This is a genomic window from Mycolicibacterium sphagni (genome assembly GCF_002250655.1).
Classification (GTDB): Bacteria; Actinomycetota; Actinomycetes; order Mycobacteriales; family Mycobacteriaceae; genus Mycobacterium; species Mycobacterium sphagni.
This window is the reverse complement of the sequence record NZ_NOZR01000017.1, coordinates 1-18,979: the sequence shown is the minus strand read 5'-3', so window position 1 is coordinate 18,979 and position 18,979 is coordinate 1. Positions and strand designations below refer to the sequence as shown.

Below are 18,979 nucleotides of genomic sequence, written 5' to 3'. Positions count from 1 at the left end.
CTTGCAGTTTCACTTTCTTCACACTGGCCCGTGTCGAAACACTGGTATCAGATAGCACATACGTAACATCGCCTTGTGCTGCCCCGTCGACCCGCGCCGACGCTCGTGTTCACCGCCATCGCGGCGACCGTCGTCATCCTGCCGTGGGCGATCACCGGGGTGCCCGGCTCCGAACACCGCGACGGCTCCAGTGCCGCGGATACGGTCCTGTCCCAGCAACCCCTCACCGGGCTCGGCGGCGGTATGACGATCCGCGAAATCAGCCAGCCGACACCGTTCTCCATGGTGGCGCTGACGGGCACCGACCTCACCGGAACGTCCGCCCGGGTGCGCGCCAAGAAGGCGGACGGAAGCTGGGGCCCGTGGTACAACGCGGACACGCTCGAGTCCAACGCCGACGACACGCAAGGCGGCGGCCCGCGCGGCACCGACCCGGTGTTCGTCGGCAACACAACATCGGTGCAGATCGCCGTCACTCGGCCCCCCAACGCACCGATCACCAGCGCGCCGCCCGAGACCGGGCTCGACGCCGGCAAGGAACTCGGCTATGTGCCCGCCACCGCCGAACAGCCCTTCGCGCAGAACATCTCGGCTGTTCTGATCACCCCGCCGAAAGCGCCCGTCGACTCGCAGTGGAATCCGCCGACCGCCGCGCTCGGGCCTGGGCAGCCGCCGAACATCATCAGCCGCAGCCAGTGGGGCGCCGACGAGCACATGCGCTGCGGTAATACCGTGTACGGCCCTGGGATTCGCGCGGCGGTCGTGCACCACACCGCGGGAAGCAACGACTACGCGCCGGAAGACTCCGCGGCCATCGTCCGCTCGATCTACGCCTATCACACCCGCACCCTAGGGTGGTGCGACATCGCCTACAACGCCTTGGTGGACAAATACGGCCAGGTCTTCGAAGGCCGCGCAGGCGGTATCACCAAGGACGTACTCGGTTCGCACACAGGTGGATTCAACCGCGACGTGTGGGGCGTCTCGATGATCGGCGACTTCGAAGACGTACCGCCCACCGACATCCTGATCCGCACCGTGGGCCGGCTGCTCGGCTGGCGGTTGGGCCTGGACCGGGTGAACCCGCTGGGCACCGTGACCCTGACGTCGGCGGGCAGCGAATACACCTTCTTCCCCGCGGGAGCGACTCCCACCCTCCCGACGATCTTCGCCCACCGCGACGTCGGCAACACCGCGTGCCCGGGCAACGCGGGCTACGCCGCACTCGGTCAAATCCGCGATATCGCAGCACGATTCAATCGACCGCCGGATCTCATCGAATCTTTGCGCGGCGGTGCCATCTTCGCCAAGTGGGAAGCCATGGGCGGCAAAGACGGACCGCTGGGGATGCCGACGTCACCCGAGGCGTCGGCCGACGGCGATGCGCGGTACGTGACGTTCGAACACGGCGCCATCTACTGGTCGCCGAACACCGAGGCGCAGCCACTCACGGGTGCCATCTACGAAGCGTGGGCGTCACTGGGCTACGAGCGCGGCGCGCTGGGCCTGCCGACCAGCGGCGAGATCCAAGAACCCGAATGGATCGTGCAGAACTTCCAGCACGGCACGCTGAACTTCGACCGGCAGACTCACAATGTGTTGCGGGTGGTCGACGCGCTCACGCTGGTGATGCCGCCGCCGCCTGCTGACGGACCGCCGGTGCAACTCGAGCGGTTCACCCGCGCGACGAATCCGGCGCCGGAGCCGGTGAGCTAGTCGCGGGCTACAGCCACCAGCGTTCGAGAACCCGAGCCAACCCGTCGTCGGTATTGGGTGCGGTCACCTCGTTAGCCGCGGCCAGCGCATCCGGGTGGGCATTGCCCATCGCGACACCGAGGCCGGCCCACAGCAGCATCGGCACGTCGTTGGGCATGTCACCGAACGCAACCACGTCCTCGGCGGTTATCCCCAGCGGCTCGGCGATCTCCGCGACCCCGGTGGCCTTACTGGTTCCCAGCGGGTTGATCTCGATCAGGCCATTATTGGTGGAGTAAGTGATATCACCCTGTACCCCAATGTGTTTGGCGAGCTCGACGGCCATGTCCGAACTACGGGCGCCGGCCTTACGGATCAGCAGCTTCACCGCGGGCGCGCTGAGCAGATCCTCGATCGAGACTTCGGTGTTGTCCGGGTTGAGCCAGGCGTGCTCGTAGCCGGGCGAGCTCACGAACTGTGGGGTTGCCGAGTCGTGCGCGCTGCGGCCGACTCGCTCGACGGCCAGACCCACGCCCGGAATCACCCGAGCGGCGATCTCGGCGATCTCGGCGAGCACGTCGACCGGCAAGGTGCGCGCGGAAATGATGCGGTCCTGGGCGGAGTCGTAGATCACCGCCCCGTTGGCGCACACCGCCATCGGGGCGAAACCCAGCTCCTCGACGACCGGAGGCACCCACCGCGGCGGGCGACCCGTCGCCAATACGAACTGAACGCCGGACGCCACCGCAGCCCGCACCGCCCGCCGGGTGCGCTGCGTGATGCGCTCGTCGTCGTCGAGCAGCGTTCCGTCCACGTCGGTGGCGATCAGCGCAGGCAGCATCAGCGGTGTTCCGTTGCGCGACGGGCACGTTCGGCCAGCTCGATGTCGTCGAGCTTCTTGGCTTCCGCCAGGCCGGGCGCCGCGCCACCGAGCGACTCCGGAACCCAATACTCCCCCGGCGGATGCGGATAGACCAGCTGCACATCACGCAGGATCGTGCCCATCCGGTGTCTGAGCTCGGCTTCGAGCTCCGCGGCTGTCCCATGCGGCAGCAGCGGCGGGCCGAACCGCACTGTGAACGGAATCTTCCTGCGGTGCAGCTGTTTCGGATGATCTTTAGTCCACACCCGATGGGCTCCCCACACGATGCAGGGGATGATCGGGGCTTGGGCCTCCAGCGCCATGCGAGCAGCTCCGCTCTTGAATTCTTTGAGGATGAAGGCCCGGCTGATGGTGGCCTCGGGATAGACCCCGACGAGCTCGCCGGCGCGCAGCTGGCGGACGGCCTCGGCGTATGCATCGGCGCCGGCCTGCCGGTTCACCGGGATGGTGCCCGTGTGCTTGATCAGAAAGTTCACCACCCGCACGTGCTGCATCTCGGCCTTGATCATGAACCGGACACGGCGCCTGCGCCGCCGGGTGCCCAGCGCGGCGGGCAGGAAGTCGACGTAGCTCGTGTGGTTGATCGCAACGACGGCACCACCGCGGGCGGGGATGTTCTCGAGACCCTCGAAGGTGATCTTGGTCCCCGCCGCCCGGACCGCCATCGACGCGACGATCTCCAGGGCGCGGAAAACAGGTTCCATCCTGCTTACCCCGGCGGATCCGGTCGCTGCGCTCGTCGGGCCGCCTTCTCGGCGGCCTCGGCCGCGTCCATGGCGGACGCTTCGGCCAGTGTGGGCGCCCCGCCGCCCAGTCGGTGCGGGACCCAGAATTCGCCGGCCGGATGCGGGCCATAGTTGTCCTGCACGCTTTCCAGGAGGTGCTGCATTCTCGAGTGGAGCAGCGCGGTCAGCTCATTGGCCGGCAGCGTCGGTGCGATGGGCTCGCCCACCGCGATCGTGATGGGCACCTTGGGCCGCCACATCTTGCGCGGATGCCCCTTGGTCCAGATGCGCTGAGCGCCCCACACGATGTGCGGGACGATCGGCACGTCGGCGGCAATAGCCATGCGCGCCGCCCCAGACTTGAAATCCTTGAGCTCGAAGCTGCGGCTGATCGTGGCCTCCGGGTACACCCCCACCAGCTCGCCGGCCTTCAGCGCCAGGCAGGCCGCGTCGAAGGAGGCGGCCCCGCTGTCCCGGTCCACCGGAATGTGTCGCAGGCTGCGCATGATGGGCCCGGTGACTTTGGAGTCGAAGACCTCGCGCTTGGCCATGAACCGCACCTTGCGGCCGCGGCCCTGCAGATAGGCGGGCAGGCCAGCGAAGGTGAAATCGAAATAGCTGGTGTGATTGATGGCGATCACCGCGCCGCCCGTGACGGGCAGGTTCTCGGCGCCGGTCACGGTGAACTTCAGCCCCTGGACCCGCCAAGTCAGGCGGGCGAGCTGGATGACAGTCCCGTATACCGGTTCCACGCGGTTAGCCTAGCTCGCTGCCGACGCGGGCCGCCCACGGACCGCTAAGCTCGTCTCGGGTGCAGCGACCAGGGGAAAGGGAATTTGTGCAGGTCACCAGCATCGGTCACGCCGGTTTTCGGATCGACACCCAGGCGGGAAGCATCCTCTGCGACCCGTGGCTGAACCCCGCTTACTTCGCTTCGTGGTTCGTCTTCCCGGACAACACCGACCTGGACTGGGCAGCCCTGGGTGACTGCGACTACCTCTACGTCTCGCACCTGCACAAGGACCACTTCGACCCGAAGCTTCTCGCGGAGTACGTCAACAAGGACGCTGTCGTGCTGCTGCCGGACTTCCCGGTACCCGATCTGAGGCGCGAACTCGAGAAACTGGGCTTTCACCGGTTTTACGAGACCACCGACTCGGTCAAGCACCGGATCGACGGCCCCAAGGGTGAACTGGACGTGATGATCGTCGCTCTGCGGGCGCCGGCCGACGGGCCGATCGGCGACTCCGGACTGATCGTCTCGGACGGCACCACCACGCTGTTCAACATGAACGACTCACGGCCGCTGGCGCTGGACGTGCTGACCGACGCGTTCGGTCATATCGACGTGCACATGCTGCAGTACTCGGGCGCGATCTGGTACCCGATGGTCTACGACATGCCGGCGCGCGCCAAAGAGTCGTTCGGCACGCAGAAGCGCCAGCGCGGTATGGACCGCTGCCGGCAGTTCATCTCCGATATCGACGCGACGTGGGTGATCCCGTCAGCGGGGCCGCCCTGCTTCCTGGACCCCGCGCTGCGCGATCTCAACGACGACCACGGCGATCCCGCCAACATCTTCCCCGACCAGATGGTCTTCCTGGAGCAGATGCGGCGCAACGGCAACGACGGCGGGCTGCTGATGATCCCCGGGTCGGTGGCGGAGTTCACCGGCACACAACTGGATTCGTTGACACATCCGATCCCGACGGCCGAAGTGGAGGCGATCTTCACCACCGGCAAGGCCGACTACATCGCCGAATATGCCGAGCGGATGGCCCCGGTGCTGGCCGCCGAGAAGGCCGGGTGGGCACCGGCCACGGGCGAGTCGGTGCTGGAACCGCTACGGGCGAAGTTCGAACCGATCATGCTGCAGAGCGATCAGATCTGCGACGGCATCGGCTATCCGGTGGAACTGCGGATCGGCCCCGAGACGGTCGTGGTGGACTTCCCGAAACGCGCTGTGCGCGAACCGGTCGCAGATGAGAAATTCCGCTACGGCTTCGAGATCGCACCCGAACTGGTTCGCACGGTGCTGCGTGACGACGAGCCCGACTGGGTCAACACGATCTTCCTGTCCACCCGGTTCCGGGCGTGGCGGGTCGGCGGGTACAACGAGTACCTGTACACCTTCTTCAAGTGCCTGACCGACGAGCGAATCGCCTACGCGGACGGCTGGTTCGCCGAGGCGCACGACGACAGCAGCGACGTGGTGCTGGACGGCTGGACGATGCAGCGCCGCTGTCCGCACCTGAAGGCCGATCTGTCGAAATTCGGCGTGGTGGAAGGCTCGACGTTGACGTGCAACTTGCACGGCTGGCAGTGGAATCTGGAGAACGGCCGCTGCCTGACGACCAAGGGACACGAATTGCGGTGTTCCCGCCAATGAGCGCCCCGCCGCAGCAGTACTACGACGACGGCCTGGTGCAACTCGATCGCTTCGCGCTGACCTTGCGCCGCTACCACTTTCCCTCGGGCACCGCGAAAGTGATTCCGCTGCAAGCGATCAAGGGTTACAAAGCCGAGCCACTAGGCGTCTGGATGCAGCGCTTCCGGCTGTGGGGCAGTTCGGATCTGCGGCGCTGGCTGCCACTGGACATCTACCGCCCGATCAAGTCGACGCTGGTCACCCTCGATGTGCCCGGCACCCATCCGAGCCCGGCGTTCACGCCTGTCAAGCCGCGGGAGTTCCTGGCAACGCTCGACGGGCTGTTGGAAGACTAAGCCCGCGTTCAGGCAAACAGAGCGACAGTCCCACACCTGGTAGCCCGGCCCACGACGGGACGGACTACCGGGTGTGGATGCTGCAATTACTAGGCGCCGCCGCTGTGCGCCCCAGCCTTAGCAGAGCTACGGCCGCTGCCACCTTGGCCCTTCTTGGCTCCCTCGCCCCCTTGGCCACCTGCAGTGCTGCCCGCCCCGGATCCCGTCTCGGAACCGGTACCGGCAGCTGCCGTCGGGCTGGTGGTCGCTCCGGGCACCGCCTTGTTGCCATCGCTGGTCACTGTTTTCTTGAGCGACGCACCCGTGCTCGGAGCCGAGTCGGTTGTAGCCGAACCGGCGGCATTGCCCGCCCCTGCTGAGCCCTCGGTCGGGGTCTCCTTCGACGGGGTCGCAACCTCGGCGGACGGAGCAGCCGACCGCGCGGCCAGAGCCGCCGACGACGGCGGTACCGGCGCACCCAGTGCCTGGGCAATCGTGTCGCGCGCGGCCAACAAGTTGGCGATCAAGCCCGATCCGAGGGAGCTCGCATACGGGGTGAGGATCCCCACGGTGAACTGTGCCGGATATCCGTTGAGAAAGGCATCCGTCACTGCGGCAGGGATCTTGATGAGGGTGCGGATGGCCGCCGCAACATCCCCGGCCTGCAGCGAGTCGACGACGAGTTGCCCGGCGTCACCAAACGCATAGACGGCGCCCGCAATCGGGGAGATTGCGGCAAGGCCGACGCCCAGGAGGATATTCGGCAGCGCATTGAGCACGTTGGAGACGTTCTTCGCAATCTGTCCGGGGATGTTGAAAACCGGGAGCAGGCTGATCACGGGAGCCAGTACCAGTCCGAGCCCGCCCTGGAACAGCGTCTGTACGGCATCGCTGAACTGGCCGGCCGCCAGCTGCTGGGTCGCGGTGAGAAACGCCTCGGGCAGCGCCGTCAGACCAGCGACGAGGCCGCCGAAGGCGCCTCCCAGGGCGGTCGAGATGGTGGCGGCATTGGCGAGCTGGTTGGTGATGATCTGCTGCAGGATCGGATCGGGATCGCCCTGTACCTGAGTCCCCAGCGTGGCGATGTTGCTGAATGTGGTCTCGATGACTTGCGCCCAGGTGGGCAGGCTCTGGGACGTTGACGCGAGTGCCGTCGCAAGGGTCGACATGTGGATAGCCGGCACCTGCATGTCGGGTACCGTGACCGATATCGGCGAAACGACGATCGCGCTCGCACCGACGATCGCGATGCCGGCGGAAACCTTCGAACGCAGCAATGCCTGCATTGCTTCTCCCTTACTCCGTAGTAATCTTACGGAGAAGTAACTTACTTGATGGTAAGTTGCGCGTCCCCGATTTCGACAAATTCCGGAGCATCCGGATTCGGCGCGACCCGTTCATGAGCCGCCGGGCCGCCTAAGGGCCGCGACCGGGATCCCATATCGACCAAACGTCGCGATGTACTACGACTCCCAGACCAGCTGGCGCAGTTCGGATGCCGCGTCGCTGTCGGTGTCGTAGACCCGCACGATCGCCTCGTCGCCCGGCTGTAGATACGTCGACTCGCCCAGCTCGGTGTAGCGGGTCGCGCCGATGCCGATCAGCACCCGCTTCGGCCGTCCGGACGCCACCATCAACGCGCCGACATCCTCCAAAGGGGTATCGGGCGAACCCTTTTGGTTGGCCAGCCGCTCGACGATCCAGTCCAGCAGCACTTCGCCGTAGTACGAGTAGCCCAACAGCGGGCTATCCACCCCGTACTCGTGGTGCACGCCGTCGGCGGTGCGCAGGTGGCACAGCAGCCGCAAGGTGGCCGTGGGGCCGTCCGGAGTGAGGTCGCTGATGTCGAAGAACTGGTGCGCAACACCTTTGGAGGACGGGCCCCAGTTCTTCTTGTAACTGATCTTCGGTGCGTTGGGGCGGCGGATCGAGCAGTCGTTGAACGCGCCGAGCGCGAACGGCCGAAGCGTGACGACGGTGTCGCCCTCCCACACCACATCGCAGGCCAACCCGACCTCGGGTTCGATCTGCAGGTTCAGCGGACCCCCATCGTCTGAGCCTTCAGTGGGCACCATCAATGCGTCGTGCGACAGCGGGAACTCGCCCAGGAAGCCGTCGTGGCCGGGCGCATACCACGGGAAGATCCCCTTGGGAGCGACGCCCTCGCTGGCGACATTGACGAAATCGACTGCCTCACCGGCCTGTTCGAGATGGCCGGCGAAGTTTCCGGCGACGCCGAAGCCGAACCAGCTTTTGACTTCATCGAGGTCGAGTTCGATCACGGTTGCAGGACCTCCGTCCCAACGTAGGGCACCAGGGCGGCGGGAACTCGCACGCTGCCGTCGGGTTGTTGATGGTTTTCCAGGATCGCGACCAGCCACCGGGTGGTGGCCAGTGTGCCGTTGAGCGTCGCCGCGATCTGTGGCTTGCCGTTCTCGTCGCGGTAGCGGGTGGCCAACCGACGAGCTTGGAACGTCGTGCAATTCGACGTCGAGGTCAGCTCGCGGTAGGCCTGCTGGGTGGGAACCCATGCCTCACAGTCGAATTTGCGCGCCGCTGACGAGCCCAGATCGCCCGCGGCGACGTCGATCACCCGATAGGGCACGTCGATGAGCGCGAGCATCTGGCGCTGCCAGCCCAGGAGGCGCTGATGCTCGGCCTCGGCGTCCTCGGGCCGGCAGTAGACGAACGCCTCCACCTTGTCGAACTGGTGCACCCGGATGATGCCTCGGGTGTCCTTGCCGTAGCTGCCGGCTTCCCGCCGGAAACACGACGACCACCCGGCGTAGCGCGCCGGGCCGCCGGACAGGTCGAGGATCTCGTCGGAGTGATAGCCGGCCAGCGGCACCTCGGACGTGCCGACCAGATACAGGTCGTCGTCCTCCAGGTGATAGATCTCGTCGGCGTGAGCGCCGAGGAATCCGGTTCCGGCCATCACCTCGGGTCGCACCAGAACCGGTGGGATCATCAGGGTGAAGCCGTTGTCGGTGGCCAGGCGCACCGCCAGCTGCAGGAGGCCGAGCTGCAACAGTGCGCCCCGGCCGGTCAGGAAGTAGAACCGCGAGCCGGACACCTTCGCGCCACGTTCCATGTCGATGAGCCCGAGCGTCTCGCCGAGCTCGAGGTGGTCCTTCGGGTTCTCGATCTCGCGCGGCTGACCCACCACGTCGAGCACGACGAAATCGTCCTCGCCGCCCGCAGGGACGCCGTCGATGATGACGTTCTGGATGCCCATGTGCGCGCTCGCGAACGCCGCCTCGGCTGCTGTCTGCGCGGCTTCGGCCGACTTGACCTGGGTGGCAAGTTCTTTGGCTTGCTCGAGAAGAGCGGGCCGCTCCTCGGGGGATGCCGAACCGACCTTTTTGCTGGCGGCCTTCTGCTCGGCTCGCAGTGAATCGGCGGTCGATATCGCCGCGCGGCGGGCGGTATCAGCGTCCAGTAGGGCATCGACGAGGCCTGGGTCCTCACCACGGCTGAGCTGGGACCGCCGTACCGCATCGGGGTCGTCGCGCAGCAGTTTCAGGTCGATCACGCCCGCAACCCTAGCTATTGCCGTCGATCCCCGCGCCGGCCCCTCCGACCGAACACACAGCACAACCCCATAACAGTACAACTGCATCACTTGTCACACGGCTGCGCGCGACTGCCACAATGGAGGCGATGTTGCAGTTAACCGAGCGTGAGGACGTGTCGCCCGAGCTGCCCGAAGCGGGCGCGTCGCGGCGTTCCTTTCTGGGCACTTTTCAGGCGACTTCGACCCGCCGGGTGCTGCTGCTGACCGCGCTCGGCGGCCTGCTGATCGCCGGTGTGGCGACGGCGTTGCCGATCGGGATGAACAACCGGCTGGCCGGGTATGCCGGCTCCAACCCGCTGTCGGGCAGCAAGGGCACCGCGGCCTTTGCCAACGCGAAGGCAGGCAGCTGCCTGAACTGGCCGGACAAGAACCCCGACGCGGCGACCATCGTCGACTGCAAGAACGACCACCGCTTCGAGGTCGCCGAGTCCGTCGACATGCGGACCTATCCCGGCACCGAGTACGGCCCGGACGCCGCCCCGCCGACCGCCGCGCGGATCCAGCAGATCAGCCTCGAACAGTGCCAGCCTGCCGTTGAGCGCTACCTCGGCGACAAGTTCGACCCCAACAGCAAGTTCACGATCAGCATGCTGTGGTCGGGCGACAAGGCCTGGAAGCAGGACGGCGAGCGCCGCATGCTGTGCGGTCTGCAGCTCCCAGGCGCTGACAACCAGCAGATGGCGTTCAAGGGCCGCGTAGCCGAGGTCGACCAGTCCAAGGTCTGGCCGGCCGGAACCTGCCTCGGTATCGAGCCGTCGACGAACGAGCCCACCGACGTCCCGGTGGACTGCGGTGCGCCGCACGCGATGGAGGTCACCGGTGCGGTGAACCTGGCGGAGAAATTCAACGGCGGCCTGCCGTCGGACGCCGACCAGGACGCGTTCATCAAGGACGCCTGCACCCGGATGACCGATGCCTACTTAGCGCCCGTACAGCTGCGCTCCACCACCCTGACGCTGATCTACAGCACGATCTCGCTGCCGAGCTGGACCGCCGGTAGCCACCAGGTGGCCTGTAGCATCGGCGCCACGCTCGGCAACGGTGGGTGGGCGACCCTGATCAACCCCGCCAAGGGCCCGCTGCTGATCAACGGGATGCCCCCGGTAGCCCCGCCGGACATTCCGCAGGAGCGGCTGAGCCTTCCCTCGATCCCGCTGCTGCCCGACATACCGACCACCCAGTACTCGCCGTCGACAAGCGACACCAGTCAGTCCACACAGTCCACCCAGACCCAGCATCTGCCGCAACAGTCGACGTCGCCGAGCACCCAGTCGCAGACGCCCACCACGACAGCGGGGCCTGGCTCGACGGCGGGCACCGTGCCGCAGGACAGCGCCCCGCCGCAGGAAGGCAACGTCCTCAACGGCCAGTTCGTGCCTGCTCAGCCCGCAGCGCCGCCCATCGACGCGCCGCCGATGGACGGGCCGCAGCCCCCCGCAGGCCCGGCCCCCGGACCCGCACCTGGACCCGCACCCGGACCGGTCGACGCCGTTCCCCCGCCGGCTTAGTGCCCGTCTCGATGAACCCACAGCGGTTCGAGGAATTGGTCGGCGACGCACTGGATTTGATTCCGCCCGGACTCGCCAAGGCGATCGACAACGTCGTCATACTGGTCGAAAACCACCACCCCGAAGACCCCGATCTGCTGGGCCTCTACGAAGGTGTCGCGCTGACCGAACGCGATTCCAGCTACGCCGGATCACTACCCGACACCGTGACGATCTACCGAGAACCCTTGCTGGACATGTGTGATACCGAAGACGAGGTGGTCGAGGAAGTTGCGGTCACCGTAATCCACGAGATTGCACACTATTTCGGTATCGACGATGACCGACTACACGAATTAGGCTGGGGTTGAGCAATTCTCAGCGCGGCGGGTCGCCCTGCCACCTGAAGCTGTTGACATACTTGCCCATATCCTGAGCAATCTCCACGTTCGCGCCCGACGGCAGGCCGGGGCCGAAGTCCGGGCCGAAGGCGTGATAGGGGCCGACCGCGCCGGCCACCAGTGCCAGATCATTCTTGACCGCCACCAACAGTACGGTCCGGATGCGGATGTAGCTGTTGCTCGTGCCCTGTGGCCAGGTGTCGGCCACCTCCCCGTATCCCCGTTGATAGCCGACCATCGCATTGGGAATCTCGTAGGCGATCTTGGCGTCGGGGAACTTCTGTTTCAGCAGATCCCGGGCGATGGTCTCGGGGGTGCGCCCCCTGGCAGGTTCCGAGAAGAGTTGCAGCGCACCGGTATCCCCGCCGGTGAAATTCGCGGTCACACCGTTGTCCTTGGTGGAGATCTCGTAGGCCGAGCCGGGCGCCGGGTAGGACACCGAGAACGAGCCGTCGGCTGCGGTGAACCGGGGCAAGCCGGTCACCGGTTTACCCATCGGCGGGGCACCGCATTCCGGCGGACACATGTACCGCGGGACCTTCTTGGTCACCATCAACGACACCCCGACCAACGCCGCGGCGACGACGACGATCCCCGCCGTCCACACCCCGACCGTGCGGGTGAACCGGGTGCGGGGGATCTCCGGTGCGATGTAGGTGCCGGGCGGCAGCGCGTAGCCCGGGAACTGCTCCTCGTCGGAAGCAGCCGACGGTGCGGTCACGAACCCTCCGTGGCAACCTGTCGCACCGGCCGTGATTCGCGCCGCTCGTGCCGCGACGCACGGGACGACGCCCGCGTCGCGACGCCGCAGGCGGGGCAGAACGCCATGTCCGGCACGACATGCTCGCAGTGGACGCAGAGCAGCGGCTCGTGCTGGTCGATGGGATCGTGTGCCTCGTGTAGCAGCGCGAGTTGCAGGCCGATCCGCAGCAGCACCAGCACGACCAGCGTCATGACGACATGGACCGCGAGCATCCGGAGTTGCTCCATCCCGACGATGTCGGTGACTGAGACGCCGACGTGGATCAGCACCACCACGACCGCGAGCGCGAACAAGATGGCGCGAATCCGGCCGGGATGCTCGTGCGGATTATCGGACTGTCCTGTGAACCACAGCGCGATGCCGATCATGCCGCCGGCCGCCGCGGCGGTGAGCGGAATCGTGACGCCACACAGGACTGCCTCGACGATCAGCCCCTTGATGGGCCGGCTGTGGGCCAGCAGGCCGGTGGCGAATTGCGGAGCGAGCCGGGTCAGGGTGGCGCCGGCGGCGAACGTCAGTGCCGACAGTGCGCCAACCACGAAGCCGTCCAACGACTCTCGCGACTTTGGCTGCAGCAGGCGCACGAGGACCGTCGGCATCAGCGTGAGGATCATCCCACCGGCGGGGATCATCACCCCCTCGCGCAACAGATGGTGGATCGCCAGACCGGCGGCCATCGGGACGCCGTACGCGCGGGCGACGATCTCGCCGGTCAACAGCACGTAGCCCACTCCGAGGGCGGCACCCAGCGTGCCCGCCAGCACCAACGACCACGGCGACATATCGCGGTAGACGGCCGACTCGACAAGGTAGAGCACGAACAGCAGCGGAAGCCCCAGGGCGGCCACAGTGATCAGCGCCGCGGGCATCTTCACGATCGCGAAGACGACGAGGCCGACCAGGATCAGCGCCAGACCCACCCGGAACGGGGCGCGGGACTTCTGCGGCAGGTGCGGGAACAGCGAGCTGGCGATCGCCGGCAGCAGGACGCTCTCGCCGGGGGACGCGCCGAAGGTGTCGCCGCGCAGCTTGCGCAACCATCCAGGTCCGCGGGCAGGCTCCGAGGCCAGATGGCCGCCGCAGTAGCCGCAGAACGCGCCTGCCGGCACATCGATCTGGCAGACCCCGCACTGCATCACCGGCACGCCGTCGTCATCAGGTGTCGTCATCGGGAGACCACCTTCTGCGTCACCAGAATATTCTGCGCGAGGTTCACCACGTTGGGCGTTCCCAGCCCGGTGACCAGGTCATATCCCGGGCCGGCGTTGGCCACGGCGTTGCCGCCGAGGACGACGTCATGAAACGCCGGCAGCGGCGTGCCTTCGGCGATGTTGTAGAGGATCGGGTTGAGGTCGCCGATCAGCGAGCCGCCGTGGTCGACGACGTACTGGTTCATCACCGCGGTCAATCCCGCCCAGACGGGCGCGGCCAGCGACGTGCCGCCACCGGTGATGAGCTGTTGGCCGAACACGATTTGCACCCCGGTGAACGGGTCGGCGACGGCCGCGATATCCGGCGTAAGCCGCTTGCCGGCGCCATTGGGGGCATCGACACCCTTCTGCCAGTCCGGGCGCTCGTACAGCGCCGACACACCGCCGCCGGTGCCCTGGGACAGTGGCGGGTCGAACCACGACTGCTCAGCCAGCCAGTTGCCGTTCGCGTCGGTCGACACCGTGGTGCCGCCGACGTCGACCATCTCGGGCAGCGAGGCCACCGCGTCGAGTCCGACGTCGTTGTCGCCCGGCGGCGCGGACCATTCGTCGCCGCCCTTGCAGTCCAAGCCGGCCAGGTCGCCGCTGGCATCGAACGCCGTCGTGCCCGAGCGATGCGCGGTGGCCAGCGCTGCGCGCACCGGCACCAGGTCGGCGGCGGTGATGAGTTTGTCGCAGCCCCACCCGATGGAGAAACTCCACACCGCGCCCGGATAGCTCCGTTCGGTGTCCTCCATCAGCTTCGCGATCTTCTCGTACGACCCGTCGCCCTCTACGGTGGAGCGCGCGTTGACCAGTACCTTCTTGGCGTCGGGGGCCAGCGCGTGGATGGCCTCGAGGTCCATCGTGGCCTCGCCGCGGCGCGCGGGCGGCATACCGCCGACCACGTCCGGAGTGAATTTCGGCAGGTTGAAGCTGTTCGCGAAGGTGTCGAGGTCGGCCTGGTCGAAGCCGTCGAAGGCGAACACGACGACAGTGGTGCCCTTGCCGGTGTAGCCCTTGTCGTGCAGCGGCATGACGTTGTACGTGCGCAGCAAGGCGCTGGGATTCAGGCCTTGGTCGGGAACCTCAAGCGGGAGCATCCAGACCTTGGACTCGCGATACGGCGAATAACCCAGGATGCGGCCGAGCCCGGTCACCTCGGCGTTCAGCGACTGAGGAACGGAAGGCTGCTGGGGCGAGGCGTAGAACACCTGGCCGCGCTTTCCGCGGTAGTCATGGACGTCGACGTCGAATGCGCCGGAGACGGCGGCGGGATCGCCCTCGAGGATCGCCCAGCTGTCGCCGGGGCGCCAGCGCACCGAAAGTTTCTGTTGGCCAGCCCATCCCATCAGGAGGTCGGGCCGAGAGTCGTCGCGCAGCGCGGCGGTCAGCTGAACATGGTCAGTGCGGGCCGGGCCGAGATCGACGGAACTTGCGAGTAAAGACGCGTACGGGCCGCTGATCTTCCCGGACTCGGCGGGTGCCGAGGACCGATGGAGATCAGCGACCAGTACTGCGGCGGCGCTCAGCACACCCAACAGCACCACTACAGACAGCGCTCGGAGGCGGTGTACCCCGGTCACTGTCGGTAGAGGGCTGCGGACGGGTGCGGACCGAGCAGATTAGCCGCCAGTGATGACGTTGCCAGGCAGCGCGGTCGGAGCCGGCGGGGCCTTGACGGTGGGCGAGAAGGAGTTGGGGCCACCAGGCGTCACAGCCTTCTCAGTGGGCGAAGGCGCGGGAGCGCTCGACGACGTGGTCGACGTGGTGCTCGAGGGGGCGTTGTTACCGCTCTTACCGCAAGCGGTCAGCGTGCCCATGCCGACGATCGCCAGCCCGCCAGCTACAAGCGCAATCTGCCGAGTCAAACGACCTGACATCATGATCAGTCCTTACTTTCAAGCCGGGATTCATATGTGTCGCTGGCTGGCCCGGCAGTTAAACCAGCCCACCCCCGAAGGGCCGAGGACACTCAAGATAACTCACCGCATCAGCTATTGCATAGCAACTTTTGCTACGGGCGAAAATGAGGAACTCGGACCCCGCGTGGCAACAGCGCTTCCGCGGCCGCCGATGCTAAGAACGAAGCATGGTACGAAGCTGTCGCGAATGCACCGCTGGCCTGGGACATTGCCACGGTACGCTGATTCGTCACACCGCGCATCGCGCAGAGTGCACCGAGGGCGGATGCGGCAGTCCCGAACTGGTTCTTCATACTTTCGTAATAGATTGCGACACCGTCGGATGTGACTGCACTCAGCAAACATCAGATCGGTTGGCGGGCTAGGCCGGAATCAACCCATCGGGTCGCTGGATTCCAATGCATCCTCGACCGGATGAACATCGGATTCGGGATAGAACGGCGGGCTGAGAGAGCCCCAATGAACGCAGCTCCACCGACCGTCGGTAATCGGCGCCAATACCACCGATTCGGCATTGGCCAGATGGTGGTCGAGCGCGAAACTGCTCTCTACTCCGGCCAGCGTGGAGGCGATCAGCCGGATCGCCGCGCCGTGGCTGACCACGACGATATCGTCGGCGAAGGCATGATCATCGAGGTAGCGCAGCCGCAGATCGGTGATTACCGGCAGGTAGCGGTCCAGCACGTCGCTGGCACTTTCCCCACCGGGCATGGAGACCGTCAGCTCACCCTGGTGCCAGCGCTGGTAGATCGCGTTGAACTCGGCGATCGCGTCGTCGTCGTTGCGGTTCTCCAGCTCGCCGGCCTGCACCTCGTGGATGCCGTCGAACTCATGCGCAGACAGCTGCAGTTGGCTACCGATCTCGGCCGCGGTCTGGGCTGCTCGCCGCGCGATCGAGTGCACCAGCAGCCCGGGCGGGCGGCTGCGCGCCCGGGCGAAATCACGGGCCTGCTCCCGGCCGAGATCGGTCAGGTCCGCCCCTGGTGGACGGGTGTCGAGGCGGCGCTCGACGTTGCCGTATGACTGGCCGTGACGCAGGAGGATCAGCCGTCCACTCATGCCGGATCGCCCTCCCTGAGCCGGGCCAGCCACCGGTCGGCCTCGTCGAGTTGCGGTGGTGTCGCGCCGGTCGCCGATTCCGTCGGCCAAGACCCCAGGTAGCGAACGTCGGCACAGCGGCGGTGCAACGCTTTGAGCGCTTCGGCGACCGCACTGTCGTCGATGTGACCGACGCAGTCCAGGAAGAAGACGTACGTGCCCAGCTCGGTGCGGGTGGGTCGGGATTCGATGCGGGTCAGGTCGATGTCACGGATGCCGAATTCGCTCATCGCGGATACCAGCGCACCTGGGGCGTTGTCGATCCGCAGCACGACCGAGGTGCGGTCGGCGCCGGTGCGAGCGGGCGGTGGGCCCGGCCGGCCGACGAGTACGAACCGCGTCCTGGCGTTGGCTTCGTCGACGACGCCGTCGGCCAGGGTGGCCAGTCCATAACGCTGGGCGGCCAATGCCGTGCTGACACCGGCGTCGGCACGCCCGGCCGCCACATCCATTGCGGCGGCGGCGTTCGAGTTGGCCGGGACGAGGCCGGCGTCCGGCAGATGCTCGGCCAGCCACTGGCGGACCTGCGCGGCGGCGATGGGAAAGGCCGCGACCGTACGCACCGAGCCGCCATCGCGGCCGTCGCGCACGACGATGCTGAATGCGACATCCAGGGTGAGCTCGGCGTAGATCTGCAGCGGCGAGCCGTTGGCCAGGCTGTCCAGGGTGGGCAGCACGCTTCCTTCGATGGAGTTTTCGATCGGCACGCAGGCGAAATCGGCGGTGCCGTCGCGGACGGCCGTCAGGGCCGCGGGTGTGCTGTCCGTCGGCTCGGGTTGCACGCCTCCGTCACCAGGAACCACGCCGGCAGCGCACATCTTGAGCAGTGCCGCTTCGGTGAACGTGCCCTCGGGACCGAGGTAGGCGATGCGGGCCACGGTTCAACCCTATCGGGTCGGTCGCGTGGGAAAGGCTTGCGCGACCGTGCGGACAATAGTTAAGTTAGGCTTACCTCACTTACTAGAAGGGTGCGCGATGACCTCAGCGACGCTCACAACGCCGTCCACCGCCGAACGCGTCCGCAGCGCCTGTGCGCGTGGGTCCGGGGCGATGCTGGTCGCCGACGATGTCGCACCGGCCACCACTCCCGTTCACCACCTGCTGCCCGGCGGATCCTTCGCCGTGACGTTGCCCAATGCATCCGCGCTGGCCGTCCGCGCCCGTGCCGCCGGCACCGATGGTGTTGCCGCCGTGCTCGAGCTCACCGACTACGCTCCGCTACCGCTGCGCGAGCCGGTGCGTTCACTGGTGTGGATCCGGGGCCGCGTCCAGAGCGTGCCTGAACACGCGGTGCGGGCCATGGTCGACATGATCGCCACCGACCACCCCAACCCGGCCCTGCTGGACGTCGGGTCGGGACAAGAGCTTCTCCTTCTGGAGGCAGAGTCCGTCGTCGTGGCCGACGCCGCCGGCGCCGAGACCGTCGGCCTGCACGACCTGATGGCCGCCGCGCCGGACCCGTTCTGTGAGTTCGAGTCGGCCTGGCTCCAGCATCTGGACACCGACCATCCTGAGGTGCTCGCCCGGCTGGCAGGCAAGCTGCCCGCGCCACTGCGGCGGGGCCGGGTTCGCCCGTTGGGCCTCGACCGGTATGGCGTCCGGTTGCGCGTCGAAGGTATCGACGGCGACCACGATGTCCGCCTGCCGTTCGGCGAGCCGGTGCACGACGTCCCCGGACTGGGCCGCGCCATCCGGCTCCTGATGGGTTGCCCGTTCGTCAACGGGCTGCGCGCACGCCGAATGTAGGGCCGATACCGTGTCGGGGTGAGCGCCACCCGCGACGAGTTCTTGAGCACCGACCGGCGTGGACTGCGCATCGAAGTCGGCGTCATGCTCGCCGTCACCTTTGGGGTCAGCGCCGTCATTGCGATGTTGCAACTCTTCGACGCGGTGCTATCCGGGCTCGCCGGACACCGAGTTCGATTGAACCCCAACCTATCCCGCTATGACCTCATCAACCTCGGCCTGAACCTGACCTCGGTTGCCCAGTTGGCGGCGTGGGGTGCGCTCGGCCTTTACCTGTTGTGGCGCAGCGGGATCACCCCAGCTCGGCTCGGGCTCGGGCGGGTGCGCTGGCGTGACGTCTTGGGCGGCCTGGGTCTGGCCGCGCTGATCGGCATTCCCGGGCTGCTGCTGTATCTGGCCGGCCGCTGGCTCGGCATGAACGCCGACGTGGAGCCGGCCGCGCTGCACGACACCTGGTGGCGTATCCCGGTGCTGATCCTGTCCGCATTCGCAAACGGCTTCGCCGAGGAGGTCGTGGTCGTCGGCTTCCTGATCACGCGGTTGAAACAGCTGGGGCTGAGTCAAAACCGGGCGATCCTGGCCTCGAGCGTGTTGCGCGGGATGTATCACCTCTATCAAGGCTTCGGCGCGGGGCTGGGGAACCTGGCGATGGGTGTGGTGTTCGGGTACGCCTGGTGCCGCACCGGCCGGTTGTGGCCACTGGTGATCGCGCACGGCGTCATCGACACTGTCGCGTTCGTAGGCTACGTCGCACTCGCCGGTCATCTTGGCTGGCTGAAGTGAGCCGGG

19 protein-coding genes are annotated in these 18,979 nt (G+C 66.8%); 7 read left to right on the top strand and 12 right to left on the bottom strand.

The window, feature by feature from the left end:
* The first annotated feature begins 75 nt into the window (after nucleotides 1-75).
* Nucleotides 76-1,716 carry an N-acetylmuramoyl-L-alanine amidase gene (locus CG716_RS18920; RefSeq protein ID WP_094482403.1) on the top strand — a complete coding sequence of 547 codons (1,641 nt, stop codon included), beginning with the start codon at nucleotides 76-78 and terminating at the stop codon, nucleotides 1,714-1,716.
* Nucleotides 1,717-1,723: 7 nt separating this feature from the next.
* Here CG716_RS18920 and CG716_RS18915 read toward each other — a convergent pair whose 3' ends face one another.
* Genes CG716_RS18915 through CG716_RS18905 form a run of 3 tightly spaced genes read right to left on the bottom strand, consistent with a single transcriptional unit; the run spans nucleotide 1,724 to nucleotide 4,055 of the window.
* A complete protein-coding gene (locus tag CG716_RS18915; protein WP_207760720.1) occupies nucleotides 1,724-2,536 on the bottom strand; it encodes an HAD family hydrolase in 813 nt (270 codons plus the stop codon).
* Nucleotides 2,536-3,282 carry a lysophospholipid acyltransferase family protein gene (locus CG716_RS18910; protein WP_094482401.1) on the bottom strand — a complete coding sequence of 249 codons (747 nt, stop codon included), beginning with the start codon at nucleotides 3,280-3,282 and terminating at the stop codon, nucleotides 2,536-2,538. The genes CG716_RS18915 and CG716_RS18910 overlap by 1 nt, the downstream gene beginning before the upstream one ends.
* A gap of 5 nt (nucleotides 3,283-3,287) precedes the next feature.
* Entirely contained in the window at nucleotides 3,288-4,055 is a 768-nt protein-coding gene (locus CG716_RS18905) for a lysophospholipid acyltransferase family protein (protein ID WP_094482399.1), read from the bottom strand.
* Between the two features lie 86 nt (nucleotides 4,056-4,141).
* Between CG716_RS18905 and CG716_RS18900 the strand changes: the two genes are divergently transcribed.
* The gene (locus CG716_RS18900) at nucleotides 4,142-5,692 is read left to right on the top strand and encodes an MBL fold metallo-hydrolase (protein WP_094482397.1); all 1,551 of its coding nucleotides are present in this window, start codon (nucleotides 4,142-4,144) and stop codon (nucleotides 5,690-5,692) included.
* Complete coding sequence (locus CG716_RS18895) at nucleotides 5,689-6,027, top strand: hypothetical protein (protein ID WP_094482395.1); 339 nt, start codon at nucleotides 5,689-5,691, stop codon at nucleotides 6,025-6,027. The genes CG716_RS18900 and CG716_RS18895 overlap by 4 nt, the downstream gene beginning before the upstream one ends.
* 89 nt (nucleotides 6,028-6,116) lie before the next feature.
* Here CG716_RS18895 and CG716_RS18890 read toward each other — a convergent pair whose 3' ends face one another.
* The 3 genes from CG716_RS18890 to serS form a co-directional block, all read right to left on the bottom strand.
* Complete coding sequence (locus tag CG716_RS18890; RefSeq protein WP_094482393.1) at nucleotides 6,117-7,292, bottom strand: hypothetical protein; 1,176 nt, start codon at nucleotides 7,290-7,292, stop codon at nucleotides 6,117-6,119.
* A gap of 177 nt (nucleotides 7,293-7,469) precedes the next feature.
* Nucleotides 7,470-8,288, bottom strand: a complete 819-nt coding sequence (locus CG716_RS18885; RefSeq protein ID WP_094482392.1) for a DUF5718 family protein — start codon at nucleotides 8,286-8,288, stop codon at nucleotides 7,470-7,472.
* A complete protein-coding gene (serS, locus tag CG716_RS18880; RefSeq protein WP_094482390.1) occupies nucleotides 8,285-9,538 on the bottom strand; it encodes a serine--tRNA ligase in 1,254 nt (417 codons plus the stop codon). Before serS ends, CG716_RS18885 begins: the two co-directional genes overlap by 4 nt.
* A gap of 119 nt (nucleotides 9,539-9,657) precedes the next feature.
* Here serS and CG716_RS18875 point away from each other — a divergent pair, with 119 nt between their 5' ends.
* Nucleotides 9,658-11,088, top strand: a complete 1,431-nt coding sequence (locus CG716_RS18875; protein ID WP_094482388.1) for a septum formation family protein — start codon at nucleotides 9,658-9,660, stop codon at nucleotides 11,086-11,088.
* Nucleotides 11,088-11,438, top strand: a complete 351-nt coding sequence (locus tag CG716_RS18870) for a metallopeptidase family protein (protein ID WP_094482386.1) — start codon at nucleotides 11,088-11,090, stop codon at nucleotides 11,436-11,438. Before CG716_RS18875 ends, CG716_RS18870 begins: the two co-directional genes overlap by 1 nt.
* A gap of 7 nt (nucleotides 11,439-11,445) precedes the next feature.
* Here CG716_RS18870 and CG716_RS18865 read toward each other — a convergent pair whose 3' ends face one another.
* The 6 genes from CG716_RS18865 to pheA form a co-directional block, all read right to left on the bottom strand.
* Nucleotides 11,446-12,189 carry a hypothetical protein gene (locus CG716_RS18865; protein ID WP_094482384.1) on the bottom strand — a complete coding sequence of 248 codons (744 nt, stop codon included), beginning with the start codon at nucleotides 12,187-12,189 and terminating at the stop codon, nucleotides 11,446-11,448.
* Nucleotides 12,186-13,400, bottom strand: a complete 1,215-nt coding sequence (locus tag CG716_RS18860; protein ID WP_094482382.1) for a PrsW family intramembrane metalloprotease — start codon at nucleotides 13,398-13,400, stop codon at nucleotides 12,186-12,188. The genes CG716_RS18865 and CG716_RS18860 overlap by 4 nt, the downstream gene beginning before the upstream one ends.
* Nucleotides 13,397-15,007: a S53 family peptidase gene (locus tag CG716_RS18855; protein ID WP_094482380.1), complete on the bottom strand. Its 1,611-nt coding sequence runs from the start codon at nucleotides 15,005-15,007 to the stop codon at nucleotides 13,397-13,399. The genes CG716_RS18860 and CG716_RS18855 overlap by 4 nt, the downstream gene beginning before the upstream one ends.
* Before the next feature lie 39 nt (nucleotides 15,008-15,046).
* A complete protein-coding gene (locus CG716_RS18850; RefSeq protein WP_094482379.1) occupies nucleotides 15,047-15,307 on the bottom strand; it encodes a hypothetical protein in 261 nt (86 codons plus the stop codon).
* A gap of 411 nt (nucleotides 15,308-15,718) precedes the next feature.
* Nucleotides 15,719-16,405, bottom strand: a complete 687-nt coding sequence (locus tag CG716_RS18840; RefSeq protein WP_094482375.1) for a histidine phosphatase family protein — start codon at nucleotides 16,403-16,405, stop codon at nucleotides 15,719-15,721.
* Nucleotides 16,402-17,322, bottom strand: coding sequence for a prephenate dehydratase (gene pheA, locus CG716_RS18835; RefSeq protein ID WP_094482373.1), 921 nt, complete (start codon nucleotides 17,320-17,322; stop codon nucleotides 16,402-16,404). Before pheA ends, CG716_RS18840 begins: the two co-directional genes overlap by 4 nt.
* Nucleotides 17,323-17,419: 97 nt before the next feature.
* Between pheA and CG716_RS18830 the strand changes: the two genes are divergently transcribed.
* On the top strand, nucleotides 17,420-18,190 hold the full coding sequence (locus tag CG716_RS18830; RefSeq protein WP_094482371.1) for a DUF2470 domain-containing protein: 771 nt from the start codon (nucleotides 17,420-17,422) through the stop codon (nucleotides 18,188-18,190).
* Between the two features lie 18 nt (nucleotides 18,191-18,208).
* The gene (locus CG716_RS18825; protein ID WP_094482369.1) at nucleotides 18,209-18,973 is read left to right on the top strand and encodes a CPBP family intramembrane glutamic endopeptidase; all 765 of its coding nucleotides are present in this window, start codon (nucleotides 18,209-18,211) and stop codon (nucleotides 18,971-18,973) included.
* Nucleotides 18,974-18,979 lie beyond the last annotated feature (6 nt).